The 15,836-nt window shown below is 33.2% G+C and carries 11 protein-coding genes; all 11 read right to left on the reverse strand.

Going from position 1 to position 15,836, the window contains the following annotated elements; translation table 11 throughout:
- Position 1: 1 nt before the first annotated feature.
- Positions 2–1,984, reverse strand: coding sequence for a PD40 domain-containing protein (locus KMW28_RS07750; protein ID WP_169664701.1), 1,983 nt, complete (start codon positions 1,982–1,984; stop codon positions 2–4).
- Positions 1,985–2,314: 330 nt separating this feature from the next.
- Positions 2,315–3,532: a hypothetical protein gene (locus tag KMW28_RS07755; protein WP_169664700.1), complete on the reverse strand. Its 1,218-nt coding sequence runs from the start codon at positions 3,530–3,532 to the stop codon at positions 2,315–2,317.
- 64 nt (positions 3,533–3,596) lie between these two features.
- Positions 3,597–4,670 (reverse strand): prephenate dehydratase, encoded by a 1,074-nt coding sequence (pheA, locus tag KMW28_RS07760; RefSeq protein ID WP_066208608.1) that lies wholly within the window; start codon positions 4,668–4,670, stop codon positions 3,597–3,599.
- 149 nt (positions 4,671–4,819) lie between these two features.
- Complete coding sequence (locus KMW28_RS07765; RefSeq protein WP_066208606.1) at positions 4,820–5,248, reverse strand: hypothetical protein; 429 nt, start codon at positions 5,246–5,248, stop codon at positions 4,820–4,822.
- Positions 5,249–5,277: 29 nt separating this feature from the next.
- Positions 5,278–6,180 (reverse strand): hypothetical protein, encoded by a 903-nt coding sequence (locus tag KMW28_RS07770; RefSeq protein ID WP_066208604.1) that lies wholly within the window; start codon positions 6,178–6,180, stop codon positions 5,278–5,280.
- 60 nt (positions 6,181–6,240) lie between these two features.
- A complete protein-coding gene (locus KMW28_RS07775; RefSeq protein WP_169664699.1) occupies positions 6,241–9,384 on the reverse strand; it encodes an ATP-binding cassette domain-containing protein in 3,144 nt (1,047 codons plus the stop codon).
- A gap of 187 nt (positions 9,385–9,571) precedes the next feature.
- Complete coding sequence (locus tag KMW28_RS07780) at positions 9,572–9,934, reverse strand: DUF1987 domain-containing protein (RefSeq protein ID WP_066208600.1); 363 nt, start codon at positions 9,932–9,934, stop codon at positions 9,572–9,574.
- A 9-nt stretch (positions 9,935–9,943) separates the two neighbouring features.
- Positions 9,944–10,492, reverse strand: coding sequence for a SiaB family protein kinase (locus tag KMW28_RS07785; protein WP_066208598.1), 549 nt, complete (start codon positions 10,490–10,492; stop codon positions 9,944–9,946).
- A gap of 120 nt (positions 10,493–10,612) precedes the next feature.
- Positions 10,613–14,053 (reverse strand): PAS domain S-box protein, encoded by a 3,441-nt coding sequence (locus KMW28_RS07790; RefSeq protein ID WP_240972840.1) that lies wholly within the window; start codon positions 14,051–14,053, stop codon positions 10,613–10,615.
- Between the two features lie 72 nt (positions 14,054–14,125).
- Complete coding sequence (locus tag KMW28_RS07795) at positions 14,126–15,169, reverse strand: GAF domain-containing protein (RefSeq protein ID WP_066208592.1); 1,044 nt, start codon at positions 15,167–15,169, stop codon at positions 14,126–14,128.
- Between the two features lie 52 nt (positions 15,170–15,221).
- The gene (locus KMW28_RS07800) at positions 15,222–15,830 is read right to left on the reverse strand and encodes a chemotaxis protein CheB (RefSeq protein WP_066208591.1); all 609 of its coding nucleotides are present in this window, start codon (positions 15,828–15,830) and stop codon (positions 15,222–15,224) included.
- Between the last annotated feature and the right edge of the window lie 6 nt (positions 15,831–15,836).

A 15,836-nucleotide genomic window follows, 5' to 3' on the forward strand; every position in this document is an offset into this window, starting at 1 on the left:
TTTATTTTAGTCTAACAGATAATAATATACAGGCATTATCTTTTGAGGTGTTTAATTGTTTATTTTTTATTTGATACTGCCATCTAGATACACCTTTAGCAGAAAGGTAATTTAAGATGGAATTCATTCTCATTTCATTCAATTGATCTATCGTTGATAATGTTTTATTTGATTCATTTTTAGAGAACCAAACGACGTCCAATATCACATTATCTCTATTTTTTAGAAATTCAGACAATTCATTTAAACTTGCTTTATTGTCTCTTGAGATATCAAATTCTTTTTCTGGGAAATAATAGCGTTCTTCAACAATTACATTTTGATGAAGTTGATTACCAATTTTTACAACCTTATCACCTTGATCTCCTCGAATACTATCCAAAGAGGTGATTAAATCAGGATTAGCTTCATTAAAAGCACGTTCTATAAGGTCTAATAAAGGTGTATAATAAGGGTCAGGATTGTTGGATGCACTTTGAGTATTCACTAGAGATAGATCCTTAACTGGATCATCTAAATCATTTAAATTAGCAAGACCTTCTTTATCTGTTCTATCCACAATCATTTCCATGAGCATCAATAAAGCATCATAACGAGCATCTGTACTTTCACTTACATCCTGTGTTTTTAATTCATCAAAAGTAGTGATTTCAAACTTGGTTTTTCCAGGAATAACATCATACCCCACTACTTTATTGAACACCTCAATTTCGTTAATGGCGAATTCTTTATCCAATTGATATCTATAAGTATCCTTAGGGAGGTCGATAGCCATGGTATATAATTCTACATCTTCATAAATTATAGTGATGCTATAATTTTTTCCTGGAGGAAGAATCATAAAGAATTTTCCGACATCAGGAGAGGGGTCGTAAACGTATTTTTTATAGGTAATATCAGAATTGTCTTTAACTAATAAAGTGATCGGTAGAGAAACACCGTTTTTCAACACTTTAATTTTTCCCGTGACAATAGCCCTTTTCATTTTGTGAACAGGCTTGAAAATGGCATATATATCTTTTCCTCCTACAGATTGTTGATTTTGCCTATCAGAAGTAAAATAAGAATATCTTTTGCTTGGGATTTGAGAAAACTGAAGTTCATTAAAAGGAGAGTTGACTTTCTTTCCTAAATTTTTTGGTCTAGTCCAATTGGCCCCTTCTTTTTTAGCAACGACTAAGTCAAAACCACCCATTGATAACACCCCATTAGTACTATAATAAAGTGTTTTATTATCGTTATGAATGAAAGGGAAAACTTCATCATTAGGGCCATTGATTGTTGGACCTAAATTGATTGGTTTAGACCAATCGTCTTTTCCAACACGGATAGATTTATATATATCAAAACCGCCTTGTCCACCAGGTCTATTTGATGAAAAGTAAATTGTTGTGCCATTGTTTGCAAGAATAGCACCTCTTTCTTCGTGATTGGAATTGATTTTAGAGTTTAATTTTTTTGGTTTTTGCCATCTTCCTTTTTTTACTCTTGTTTCGTATATATTGCCTTTTCCTTTTGCATCAGTGCTGTATTCAATATATAAAAGCATATAAGAACCATCCTGAACATATAGAGGGTATATAGTATTAAACTCACCATCGAATTGTGGGTAGGGATGGGAGAATTGAACACCTTTTCGATAAGAAAGATAGATGTCGCTGTCTTTACTTTTTAAATCTTCTGGTAAAAAAGCGTATTGATCTCCATAGACATAGTTATAACTATCTACTTGTCTATTGGAGTTGAAAAGAATAAAATTATCTCTTTTTGATATGATAGGAGCAGTCTCATCGTACGAAGTGTTTATAGGAATATCCATAATCGCAGTTGTTTCAGAAGATAGATCATCCACACTGTTTAATTTGATTCCATTTTCACATTGTTTGATTCTCAACTCGACATCATCAAATGTTTTTTCTTTAGTTGTATTTGCTTCAAGATATTCGTTGAAATAATTGATGGCATCAATATACTTTTCATTCAATTGTAAAAGATGTCCATATAAATAATATCTATCCGAAGGAATTGTATTACAGTTTTCTTGAATTAAATACTTCAGATAAGGGGTTGCTTCATTTATTTTAAAAGGTGACTTTAAATAACATAAAGCTATCTTATATTTCAGATCGCAAGAATGAATATCCTTGGTTTCTAGTTTATGATAGATATCTAATGCTAAATAATAGTTGCCATTTTCAAAGGCCTTGTCGGCTGCCTCTAATGTAATTGCTTGCTGAGCAAAAAGAGTAGAGGAGAAGAAAAGGGTAAATATAAGAGCAATATGTAGTTTAATGTAGTTCAGCTTTTAAAAAATTTAGATCGAACCTTGAGAATTTGTTCTGATAAGTAATATACCAAAATTATTTTGATCTGAAGTTTGTTTAGAACCTACAATAATAAAATCGCCATTTTCAGCCTCAACAACAGCATTACCTCTTTGTTCTTTTACACCACCAATAGATTTCTCCCATTGCTTTTGTCCTTTATCATCAATCTTTACAAGCAATGTATTAAACCCTTCAAGAGAAGTGTTATCGCCATATTCATCCGGAACATACACTTCTGTGTAACCAACTAATGCATAACCACCATCTTTAGTTTTAGAAATGCCATGAGCTTCGTCGTAGCTTAAACCACCAAATGATTTGTGCCATAATTGTTGACCTTCAGCATCAGTTCTTACAATCCATGCATCCAATGATGCTTCTGCAAAAGTATAAGAGTATCCAACAATAGCATAACCGCCATCATTTGTTTTTACAAACTGATTGGCTTTCTCAGTGTCGCCACCACCATAAGTGCGTTCCCATTGTTTATTTCCTTCAAGGTCAGTTTTAAACATCCAAATGTCCCACTTTCCTCTTCCTAGTGACTCCGTGTTACCAACAACAGTATAACTGTCCTCATTTACTATAATATCTACAGTTCTGTCGTTTTTAGCACCACCATAAAACTTTCTCCATAGTTCAGTTCCTTTTGCATCTATACGCAACAAAAAGGCATCTTCAGATGGCTCTTCTTTATCTAATTTTAGAATTCCGCCACCTATAATAAAACCACCATCTTTTGTTTCAGCAATTGCAGTGCCTTCCTCAATGGAGTTTTCATCACCGTAAGTTTGTCTCCAAAGTTGCTTACCTTGAGCATTTACTTTTACAATCCAAGTATCTTTTAAGTCGATACTTAAACCATAGGAGTCAGAACTACCTACAGTGATATAACCACCATCAGAAGTAGGAATAATTTGATAGACTTCCTCTGTTTCGGTATCTCCAAACTTGTAATTCCATTTTACATTCCCGCCTTCGTCAATTTTCCAAAGGCTCATGTCCATATTACCACTAGTTCCCACAGAACGACCAGCGATGATATAACCACCGTCATGTGCTTTAATTATACACTTACCTTGGTCATATTTGCCACCTCCTAATACTTTATTAAATGTTGAGGAAGTTTTTATAGGTGCGTTATCTGCTTGAACATATATATTGATGCTCAGAATAGTGAGTACTATGAAAAAAAATTGTTTCATCCCTTAATTATTAGGTCAAATAGAATTACTACTTATCAAACGTAAAAAATCGAAACTTATTTTATCAGACCATTTTAACATAGCTTCCTAAGAAAGTAATTGTGTCAGAATAGGATCTTATGATCTCCTGAGTCTTAGGATCGTTATAATGTCCATCAAAATCGATAACGAACCAGTAATTAAAATTATCCTTCATCTTTGCTGGTCTGCTTTCAATTTTAGTAAGATTGATATCTCTTTGTCTGAATTCTTCCAAGAAGTTTGCCAAATCACCCGGCTGATTACCAATTTTTGCAAGAATTGATGTTTTGTCATTGTTACTTTGTTGATTTACAAAGTTCTTAGCAATAATTAAAAATCTCGTGGTATTATCCTGACTATCCTCAATATTATTATATCGAATTGGTAGCTGGAATAATTTAGCGGCAATATGAGAACAGATAGCAGCAGCACCTTCCTCTTTAGAGGCCATTTCTGCAGCTCTAGAGGTAGATGATACTTGAATTAATCTGATATCATCTCCGAAATAATCCTCCAAGAAATTACGACATTGTCTAAATGCAATATCTTTTGAATATATTTTTTTGATTTTCGTTAAATCATCATGATTTGATGCTAAACTGAAGCTAATCGACATTGGCAATTCTGCGACAATCTTTACATCTCTATAACATAATTGATCAATCGTTTCTGCTACAGTTCCTTCTTGATTATTTTCAATAGGGACAACGCCAAAACGTACTCTTTCTGTTTCTACATTATCAAAAACAGATTTGATAGTCTTTAATGGAATATATTCACTCATTGCACCAAATCTATTTTCAGCAGCTTGGTGGGTATAACTTCCATCAGGGCCTAAGAAGGCAACTTTTTCAGGTAATTCTAAATTTCTACTTACGGCAAATATTTCCAAAAATATTGCTTCAATTGCAGAGTTATTTAAAGTTCCTTTATCATCTTGAGAAATATGAGTTAAACGATCAATAATCGATTTTTCTCTTTCTGGGCGATAGATAACAGACTTTTCATGTTTTTTTAATTCACCAACTTTTTTAACGACATCCATTCTTTCGTTTAGAAGCCTTAAAAGTTGATTATCTATAGCATCGATTTGATTTCTTAATGATAGTAAGTCCATTTACCGCACAATTTTTTATAAGATTCTGTATTAAAGTTCAAGTTGAATTACTTGATCATACAAATCTATTGATTTTTTAAGTTTTGAAAAACAAAAAAGGACAGAAGCCTGTCGCTGCTGTCCTTTTTAGGAATATATAAAAGATTCAATTAACGCTTAAAGCCTAAAACAGCTGCTCCACAATAACTTTTTGAATCTTTAAATGTAAAACTTAAATAGTAAATACCAGTAGACGTACACTTGTAAGTCCAAGTATTTAAAAATCTATTGTTGTAGAAAGAAGAAATAATTTTACGTCTTTTCGCATTGTAAAGCGTAGAAATTAGTCCTTGTGCACCACCATCTTTACCAGAAATAGTAATTTGGTAGCTAGTATCTTTTGCTAAAACGCAAGTATATTCGATTTTACGACGAGTACCGTTACGTCCATCGATTCTGTAACTTTTCGAAAATTGAAAGCCTGGATTAAGCTCTTTCATACTTTTCGTTACGTACAACTCTGCATTACATTGCGCTGAGGCCTCTTCTACAGTGAATAAGGCGAAGATAAAAGTGATAGCTAAAAATATTTTTTTCATCGTTCCGAAATTTTTCTGAGAAGTATGAGTTATCTAATAACTTTGTTTCTGATTGATTTTAATAAACTTGTAATTTTTTGGATGTCAGTGTCAGTAACGTGAACAACACTTCTTGTGCCATCTGTAACTACTAAAACACCGTCGATCTCTTCCATAGTAGGTTCGCCAACGATCACTTCCACTTCAATTTGATCATAGATTTCTTGAAGAGCAGTTAGGTCATTGATAAGATCTTCAAAACCTGGGCTAGACTTGTAAATATCTAAAACAAGTAATAGTTGATCTAAAACCACTTTTTGATCACCAATTTTGTCTTTCAACAAATCGTTTGGCTCTCTTTGATTGATAACTGTAGTTAAATATACAGCTTCAATCCAACCGCCTGTAAGAATCAAGACAGAAACATTTTCTCTCTTTCTTTCTCTAAGGTTATTATTTATTTTTTCGAAGTTCAATGTTGTTTGTTGGATCAATTCGTCCAATCTGTTTGAACTTTCTGCTAATTCTTTAATTGTTTCATAATCGAAAAATGCTCCAATTCCTAGACCATCAGCCAAATCTCTAACAGAGTTAAGGAATGAAATTGCATCTTGGTTTTTACCGTAAATATTGGCAAAACCTAAATCAGTACCATAAATGCCTAAGTTAATTGCTTTTTGGAAACCTGTGTTATAACGAGAAACAGCTTCCGGTGCGTTTAAGTCAGCTTTGTTATATATAGTACCACTTTCTTTAATTAGTACTGAAATTTCTAAAGGAGATGGAATTGATTCCAATACTTCACTCACTGGAAGCACCTCTTGAGAAACTTTAGTAGGGGCCGTTGTATTCAAGTTTTTTGCAGGCCCATTTTTCGGTAATTCTCCTGCTGAAACAGTTGTAGCAGCTAGCATGACCGAGGCCGCCAATGTATTCAGATATTTGGTATTCATCTTATCTTTGCTTTTTCAAAGGTAGTTTTATCGATTATAAATCATCGTTGAAAAAATCACTTATGATTCTTTAGAGAAAAGTTTACTAAAAATAACTTCTGCTCCGTCAATGAGCTTTTTCAACCATTCAAAATATAACGTAATATATAAGAATAGTGACATTAGCCATATCATAAGCACGTTGAATGTAAATGTGTCAATATATGTGCCAAATACTTTTTTCTCCGGTGCAAATAAATGAGATCTGTAATCTAAAGGTCCAGATGTGTTCTCTTTCACGAAGTAAATAGGATCGATTAATTGAACAATACGATTCTTATCAACGACTGTACGGTTTAAAACATTTTTATTTTTCACAAATGTTTCCAACTGATCATTGTGATATAAATCTTTTGCTTTTGAGAGATTAAAGTCATCGCCAAATTCTTTTTTCATTGCGTAAATTCTTTTGTCTCTCTCTTCTTCAGCTTTTATTAATTGATCATTATAGAAAATTGACGACTCGTATAAGATCTTTCTAAGCTGATTACCTTCTTGAGAAGTGATTTTTCCATCTTCTAGGAAAGCAAGGGCTTCTTTCTTTTTATCTTCGTGAGCAGTAAAATATTTATCAGCATTTATTTCGTTTACCAATGTTTTGATGTCATCTGCAAGAATTAATGCAGTGCTATCATTCGTATTTTTACTGTTCATTTGAGCACTGAATAGAATTTCTTCCATTCTTGGTTCCCAATAAGCACTTTTGTAATTACTTTGACTTAATTGCATGTCCAAATCAAAGAAAGGCTTCTTGAATTCATTGTTTTTATATTGTTCAACAGATAAACTTTCGTAAGCCCATCGTGAAGCCATAATATCCGCAATAAGTGGAGTTTTTCCGTGTTCGCTTATAGTATTGTTAAGCTTTGAGAAATCGAATATTAAACCACTTAAAATCATTTGTGGAATTAATAAGATTGGGATCAAAATATATACTGTGATTGCAGAATTAAAAGCAGATGAGATATTTAGACCAATCAAATTCGCATGACATGAGACAGTAAATAATACCAACCAATATTGCCATGTTAAATTATGAACTTCTAAGAGAGTATTCCCTATTAAGACAAACGTAAGTGTCTGTATGGCAGAAAAACCGAAAAGAATTATCAATTTTGAGAAAAGATAACTACTTCTACTGAGGTTCAGGAAGGATTCCCTTTTCTTGATTTTTCTATCCTTAATTATTTCCTCCGCACTTACAGTCATACCCATAAATAGAGCAACTAAAATTGCAATTAGAATATAAGGAGGGATGTTTTCGTTATGTCTGAAAACATATTCAGTATCTCCATCTTTAATGTAGTAGATTACCCAAGATAGCAATAATGCTAAGAAAGGAGCCTCTAATAAATTGATGGATAAATATTGTTTATTACTAAATTTCGAAAGGAAATCTCTGATAGTGAAGATCACTGTTTGCATCAACTTCGAAGGGATATTCAAAGTTTTTGGAGGCTCAACATTTGCTTCTTCAATTTCAGGTTTTTTGAAATTCGATTGATAGATTCTATGCCAATCTTCAGGTTGTGATTTTCTCTTATTGGTGAATTCACCATATTCATCTACCACCTGAGCTTCAATGATATTGAATAATTGTTCTGGATTGACATTACCACAGGTATTACATTGCCCTTGATCACTATCTACTTGTCCTACGACACCTTTAAAGTGTGTAATAGCTTCAATCGGGTTGCCATAGAATACAGGATATCCACCAGTATCAAGTAACCACATTTTATCAAACATCTTGTAAATGTCTGATGATGGTTGGTGAATAACTACAAAAATTAATTTTCCTTTAAGAGATAATTCTTTTAAAAGGTCAATTACGTTTTCAGAGTCTCTTGATGATAGTCCAGATGTAGGCTCATCAACAAACATTACTGCAGGCTCACGGATAAGTTCTAATGCTATATTTAGACGCTTTCTCTGACCACCTGATATTTTTTTGTTTAGAACATTACCAACAACAAGGTGAGCAATTCGGTCAAGACCTAAACTACTTAATACCTCATTTACTTTAGCAGTAAGTTCTTGCTCGGTCATGTCTTTAAAACACAACTTAGCATTGTAATATAAGTTTTGGAATACCGTTAATTCCTCAATCAATAAATCATCTTGAGCAATGTAACCAATAACTCCTTCAATATTTTCTTTTTCAGTATGGATATTATATCCATTGATTCTTACTTCACCTGAAGATGGTTTTTCTAAACCTGCAAGAACGTTCAATAGAGTAGTCTTACCAGCACCTGAAGCACCCATAATACCTACTAATTGACCAGTGTTTTCTCCAAAGTTGATATCTCTTAAACCAAGCTGACCATTAGGGAATTTATATTCGATATCTTCAGCTACAAAAGAAATATTACCGCCAATTTCGCCTGAGTTGTATTTGTTTACTAAATCAGAATAATAAAGTGGTGCTCCTTTAGGAGTTTTAAAGATACTGCCTGGAGAGAATAGATAAACACTGTCTTTTGTAACAAGCTGTCCATTTAAATATACTGATTCAACACCTGTATATTTTGTAAAATATAGACCAACGCTTCTCATTCTTATGAAAATGATTTCTCCATCTAAAAGGCCTGAATCAATAAATTTGATTTTACTACCCTCAGGTGGCATTTCATCGTCGAAAATAAGAATATCTTCATTATCAATTTTCGAAGAGTGCTGCTCTATGACGAATCGTTCTAGTGTTTTGTATTCTGCGGAAGGAATATTAAATACATCAGCAACAGTATGGATAATGTCCATACGTTGTGGCGTATAAGAATTCTCATCAATAGAAACAATCTCAAGCAATTTAACTAATACAATAGCCTTTTGCTTTTGATCAAGAGTCTTATTGATCTTACGACAAATAGATAGAGTTCTTACAGAATTCAGAACAGAAACACCGTCAGTTAAATTAGAGATTAATGGTTCTCCTTTTTTCTCACGTTTCTTGTTCTCCTTCTCTATTCTCTTTTTTATTTTTTCTTCTTCCTCTTCAACTAATCCATCATATAACTTGATGTATTCTTCTACTGAACTTTTCTCAAGTTCCGTATTAAGAAATTTTATTACAAAGTTTCTTTCCGTATCAGTAGTTCCTTCACCTTGTGTAGAGATGATGGCAAATAGTTGAGTCAGTGCTTTTAATATTTCTTCACTCATAGATAGCCGTCGTAGTGCGGATATTCAGTATCCCTAAAAAATAATATAGTGTATTAGCAAAAAGCATACACATTATTAATGCAAAAGTGATAACAAATATTGTATAATAAGGATTATTTCTTCTAATAAATAAAAAAACACTTGATTTGTGTCTAAAAATCAAGTGTTTATAATTCGTGATACTTTTTTAGTAAGTCTCGAATTCGAACTCTAATTCTACTAATTCTTCAAATTCTTCTCCCGCTTCCTGCATATCTTCATCATCTTCATGATAATACCAGACAACTGTAACGCCTTCTACTTCTTCAAGTTTAGATAAGATATCAAGGATTAATTTTGAAGAGGCTGTATTGAAATATTCTAGTTTGAATAAAAACTTAGTCTCACTATTATTTTCTTCAGCATACTCATCAATCCAACTTAAAATAGGGGCAAAAAATTCTGCTGAATCTTCTGGGAGGGACCTTCCTGATATTTCAAAAATTTCATTTTCTTTATCAAGGACTACCTTCGGTGTATCTTCTGTTCCTGCTAGATTTAGGACTTTCATGTATAAAAGCTATTTTAGTTTTCTTGGAATTGTCGTTTTAAGAGAAAAAAATGTGAACTCATCATTGATGGGTTCAAAATCAAAGCGAAGTTTCTCGCCAGATTTTCTAGCCATATCAATAAAGCCAAGACCTGCACCTCCTTTGGCAGAAATCTTACCATTTTTGATAATGTCTTTATATAAATTCTTAAGACCGTCTTTATCAAGGTCATTAATTTTTTCTAATCTTCCTGCAATATCCTTAACATTTCTGGATAAAATGGGGTTGCCTGATGTGATAAAGTAAGAATTATCTTCCTTGCCAATCATGAATACGGCACTGTTTTTCTTGTCTGAAGTTTCCTCCATAGGCACAGCGTATTTACTGATATTTTGAAGACATTCAACCATTACGTTAAACACTTTTCTTTTGATCTTAGATTGTTCGCCGTAAGAGTCCATGTTTCTTTCAGCCATAGAAAGAACAGATTTAGTAATGTCTTGGGTGATCTCCCCTTCATAAATAAGGATAAGATCTTTATCTAACATTGTCCTATGAAGTTCGTAGATGTATTTCATATTTCCGAACACTATTTGCTTCAGCTGTGATACTGATACCACTTTTGATTGATCAAAAGCGATTTATAAAAAAAATATTTTCAAATATAATCAAACCTTGTCAACTAACAAGTAATATTGTTAGAATCCAATACCTATCATTATAACGTCATCTGTCTGCTTGAAATTGCCTTTCCAGTTTTCAAATGTGTTACTAAAAGTCGTAGCAATGTCTTCCATTGAAGAATGATCAGTATTGACAATTAGCTCTCTTATACGTTTAGCTCCAAACTTACGGTTCTCCTCACCTCCAAATTGGTCAGGGTAACCGTCTGAGAACATGAAGATTTCATCTCCTTGTTCTAAATCGAGCTGATGAGTACTAAACGAAGTTCTCGTTTTGTATTCACCGCCTACTGGGAATTTATCGCCTTTGATTTGTGTAAACTCTTTATTACTAGATTTATACACATAAAGCGGACGGTGAGCTCCAGCATATTGTACAGTTTTGGATTCTAAGTCAATTTTTGATAGAGCAATATCCATTCCATCTCTGGTACTGCTATTCGAATCTTGACGTAATGTTTTGGTCACACCCTCGTGTAATTTATTAAGGACTTCTCCAGGTTCGATGTCTTCGTTACTAGAAACAATATCATTAAGTAGGAAGTAACCAATTAATGAAATCAATGCTCCTGGTACACCATGACCTGTACAGTCAACAGCTGCTATGTAGATGTCTTTGCCTTTTTTATAATACCAAGGGAAATCGCCAGATACTACATCTCTAGGCTTGTAGAATATAAAGCAATCGTTTAGATCTTTCTTAATGTGCTCAGTATTAGGGATGATAGCTCCTTGAATACGTTTTGCATAGTTAATCGACTCTGTAATTTTCTTATTCTTCAATAAGATCTCCAGTTCGACTTTCTTTCTTTCTGTGATATCGTGAGATACGAATAAAGCACTTTCAAATTCCTTTTCGTCATTAAACTCTGGAATGGCCGTTACTGTCATGAAACGTGTCCCTTGATTCGTAGGGAATTCAACTTCTTTAGTACACTTTTCTGAAGTTGAAGATACTTCTATCAACATCTCCTTCCAAAGCTGAATAATATTTTCTGGTAGACTTGTATTGTCAATTTGCTGACCTGTAAATAATTCTGCTGCTAACCCAGTGTAATCTTCGATTGTTGGGTTTGTATAGAAGATGTGACCTTCAGCGTTTAGTCGTTGAATTAAGTCAAGTGAGTTTTCAGAAAGTGCCTGCATTTGTGTTCTCATTCTACGTTCCACTTCAGCTTGCTTTCTCTCTGTAATATCTTGTGCGTTAATTACAATACCTTCAACTGCAGGATCATCCGTTAAATTAATACCGGTCGCTTCCAACCAAATATATCGTCCATCCTGTAGTTTATATCTATATTCTAAACTAAATGTTTGACGTCCTTCAGATTCGACAAGATTGTTGATGAATTCTTTTACGTGATCTAAACTGTCTTTGTGCAAATTAGAAAGGTATGAAGTATCAATTAGATCTTGAGGTTTGTATCCTAAGATGTGTTTTGATGAAGGAGATACGAACTTAATTTTTGAGTCTTTATCAAAAATTGTAATCACCTCAGAAGCGTTTTCTAATAAGGATTGTAATCTATTTTGTGAGTGCTTCACTTCCTCAACTTGTTCCTCCAGACGATGGTTAGTTCTTTGAAGTTCTTCTTGAGTAGACTCCATTTCTTCAGCATTCTGACGAAGGATTTCTTGTTGTACAGAAAGTTCTGAAGACATCTGTTGAGATTCTTTCAGTAGCCTTACTGTTCTCTCGTTAATCTTAATGTTGAATATTGTTCTTGCTATGATTTGAGAAATTTCTTTCACAAACTCCAATGTCATAGGAGAGAAGTTGTCTAAAGAAGCAAACTCCAATAAACCATATACTTTTTCGTTGGCAATCAAAGGCATGATAAGTACCGATCTAGGTTTTTTCTCACCTAAAAGTCCTGAAGTGATTGAAAGATAATCACTTGGAATCTCAGTTCTTAAAATCATTTCCATTTCAATTGCAGCCTGACCAACAAGACCTTCTGCAAATTTGAATTGCTTTTTAAGGAAACGTTTCTTGTTATAGGCATATGTACTAACTAACTCAATAGTTTGTTTGTCAATCGATAATTCATCTGTAGCGCCCTCAACAACATAAAAAGCACCTTGAACAGCATTAATTTTTTCAGTGGTGTATGCAATAACTTCATCACCTAAAGCAATCAAGTCATTATGCGTTCGAAGAATTTGACCAATTTCAGCTTCACCCGTAATAATCCAGTTACGTTCATAATCTCTTTTTTCTGCCTTTTGAATACTGTCTCTCATAGAGATTAAGGCATTACCTAACGTATCATCTTCTGATAAGGCAGAATAAACGGCATCATAATTACCATCACCAATTTGTTCCGAAAAGTTAGCGGTACGTTTCATACCATTGACTACCTCCTGAACGGCCATTTGCATCTCTCCAATTTCATCATTTTGGATATCATCAGATACTTCGTGAGGTAGGATACCTTTGGCGATATAGTTTAGTCTATTTTTTAATCGAATAATCGGGGATGTAAGGAACTTAGAGAAGGTAACTGCTACAAGCATTACAATCAAAATGATAATAATGGCTGTGTAGACAAAGGTTAATATCAATCCATTTAGACCACTTTTGATTTCATCATAATCAATCTTTACCACCAAACCCCATTTAGTCGTTGGAATGTAGTTCCAATAAGAGATTGTTTTCTTTCCTCTCCAGTCAATATCATAACCGAAGTCTTTGGAATCACCTTTAGCTGCTTTTTGTATAGCTATGTTTTTAGGGTCACCTTCACTAATTACTTCTGTGAGGAGATTTTGGCTACTTTTTAATGGGGAAATAATTGTTACATTCTTTGCTGCACCTTCAGACATTCTAGACAATAGAATTTCTCCTGTGTCACCAAGTCCAGTTCTATTTTCAACGATAGGATAGATGTTTTTTTGCAGGGAGTATAAGATGATAACGTGACCTAATTCACCATATCTTGATTTCATTCTAGGTGAGACAATATACATATGCACCCCTTTTTCTGTGTTAAAAGGTTCGGAGAAATATGTTTTTGTTTTCGCCTTTTTGATGATTTTTTCAAATGTTTTATTTCTATCACCTACAATTACTGATGCAGGGAAAGTATAACTGGTATATAAAACACTACCTCTATCATCAGAAATAATAATATTAGAGTATCCGTTAACGATTTGTTTTGGGAATAAATCGTTATCTAACGTTCTTTTTATAGCGTAATAAGTGGAATCCTTATATGCACTTGATTTAGTTTTGAATAAGTACTTTAATTTAGTCGTAGAAGAAACAATCAGAGCAGATTTAGATATATACTTTAGGTTTTGCTCGAGTAATTTAAACTTCTGATCAATTTGTTCAGATTTTAATGTACTGATAACATCAAAAGTTTCAGAGTAACGCCTTTCTACGGAATCTTCTGTTTGTATATAAGAAAGAAAACTGATAATTGCTACGGTAATGGTAACAACCATAAGCATAATTATCGTGATCTTAGTACGTATCTTTAAATCTTGAAAGAACATATATAAATAGATTTTCTGCTTTTCTTATTAATTATCTTCTGTGAACCATATGGTTACTTTGTCAAGAATCTCTCTGTCATCAGGTGAAAAACTCTTGAAAGATGCTAATTCAACAACACCCACTAAGTCATGTTCTGAGTCAATAATAGGGGAGATCATTAACGATTGAGGAGAAGCATCTCCTAAGCCTGATACAACATTAATGTATTTTTCAGGAACATTATTAGTAATGATAGATGATTTGGTTTTGGCAACTTGTCCAGGTAGACCTTCTCCTAATTGATAGGATAGTTTATCGTTATCAGGAAGAAAGAATGCAAACCCTCTTGCATATTCTAATATTGATTCGCCTTCAATTTCTTTTAGTTTATAATAAATACCAGTGCTTACATTAAATTCTTTACAAATAGCATTTAGTAACTTCTGATCTTTATCAGCTGCATCATTACTATCTACAATAGCTGCATGAATATTATTGCGAATAAGTTGAGAGCGTTCTTGGATAGCATCTTTTCTTTCTTCTTCACTTTCTTGATTTTCCTTGTTGTAATACTTAGGAACGTAGATGATTTGATCTTCAGGATCTTTCATCAAGTCTGAAATCAAACGGAATAAGAAAAAGAATAAAATGGCAAATGTAAAGCCTAATGTATAATATGTTGGATTAGCAACTTCTCTTATTTGACCAATGATTTTATCATCAGTAATTTCTAAGCTCGTTAATATTAAATTCGGTAACTCATGAATATCCCAAATAGAATAAATACACATGAATAAGAAAACGATACCTAAATAAATATTGAAAGGTTTAGATTTGTCAAAGATAAAGTAAATACAAGCAGATATAAAAGTAAGATCGAGGAATCGAATAGAAAGTAAATAGGTTTCTCTATTGAATTGCTTCGTGTCCAAAATTCCTACTAGTGATAAGATATTTGGAAACCTCATTTCTAGAAATATTATAGCTGTAAATAGCACTGCTAAAATACCACTAATGATAATGCCATATCGTCGGATATCTGATCTCGACCCTTTTCTTCGAATATTTGTTTTTTTCTGCGTTGTTTTCAAAATGCTAAGAAGGTTGCTTGAAAATATTACACAAGATTTTATTTACTAACGTTTATTTTTGCTGAGCCTTGTATAAACGTAGTAGAAAATTTTTAATTTTTTCTGATTCAAGGCATAAATCGATGTCTGTTATAGCTTGTGCCGATTGAGGCATTGTCGCCATAAGACTTTCATCAGGATCTTGAATTATTGTATAACCACCTTTGTCTTTGACAGATTTCATGCCCTCTGCTCCATCTTTGTTTGCTCCAGAGTACAAAATACCTATCATTTTTTCTTTAAATGTGTAGGCCGCTGTATGAAAAGTCAGATCTATAGATGGTCTAGAATTATTGATCAATCCCTCAGTAGAAAGAGAAATAGAATTTCCTAATTCTATACACATATGGTAGTTCGCAGGTGCTAAATATACCATCCCTGGTCGGATAGTTTCTTTATCCTGTGGTTCAATAATCTGTTTTTTACTGCGGATAGATAATGCTTCAATAAATCCGTGTCTTACATGTTTTAATCTATGTAAGCATAAAAATATAGGAATTGGAAAATCTTTTGGTAAGTCGGCCAATAATTGGGTGATTGGCTTAAAGCTACCAGCAGAGCCCCCTATAACGATACCCTTGTAGGTTTTCTCAAAAACGGATTTATCTACATTGAATAGCATAGAGGA

Source organism: Flammeovirga yaeyamensis, from assembly GCF_018736045.1.
Lineage (GTDB): Bacteria > Bacteroidota > Bacteroidia > Cytophagales > Flammeovirgaceae > Flammeovirga > Flammeovirga yaeyamensis.

Excerpts from the sequence above, each read along its gene's own strand:
- pheA (WP_066208608.1), bottom strand. The coding sequence starts at position 4,670 with ATGGACTTACTATCATTAAGAAATCAAATCGATGCTATAGATAATCAA.
- KMW28_RS07755 (WP_169664700.1), bottom strand. The coding sequence starts at position 3,532 with ATGAAACAATTTTTTTTCATAGTACTCACTATTCTGAGCATCAATATA.
- KMW28_RS07775 (WP_169664699.1), bottom strand. The coding sequence starts at position 9,384 with ATGAGTGAAGAAATATTAAAAGCACTGACTCAACTATTTGCCATCATC.
- KMW28_RS07800 (WP_066208591.1), bottom strand. The coding sequence starts at position 15,830 with ATGCTATTCAATGTAGATAAATCCGTTTTTGAGAAAACCTACAAGGGT.
- KMW28_RS07765 (WP_066208606.1), bottom strand. The coding sequence starts at position 5,248 with ATGAAAAAAATATTTTTAGCTATCACTTTTATCTTCGCCTTATTCACT.
- KMW28_RS07790 (WP_240972840.1), bottom strand. The coding sequence starts at position 14,053 with ATGCTTATGGTTGTTACCATTACCGTAGCAATTATCAGTTTTCTTTCT.
- KMW28_RS07780 (WP_066208600.1), bottom strand. The coding sequence starts at position 9,934 with ATGAAAGTCCTAAATCTAGCAGGAACAGAAGATACACCGAAGGTAGTC.
- KMW28_RS07785 (WP_066208598.1), bottom strand. The coding sequence starts at position 10,492 with ATGAAATACATCTACGAACTTCATAGGACAATGTTAGATAAAGATCTT.
- KMW28_RS07770 (WP_066208604.1), bottom strand. The coding sequence starts at position 6,180 with ATGAATACCAAATATCTGAATACATTGGCGGCCTCGGTCATGCTAGCT.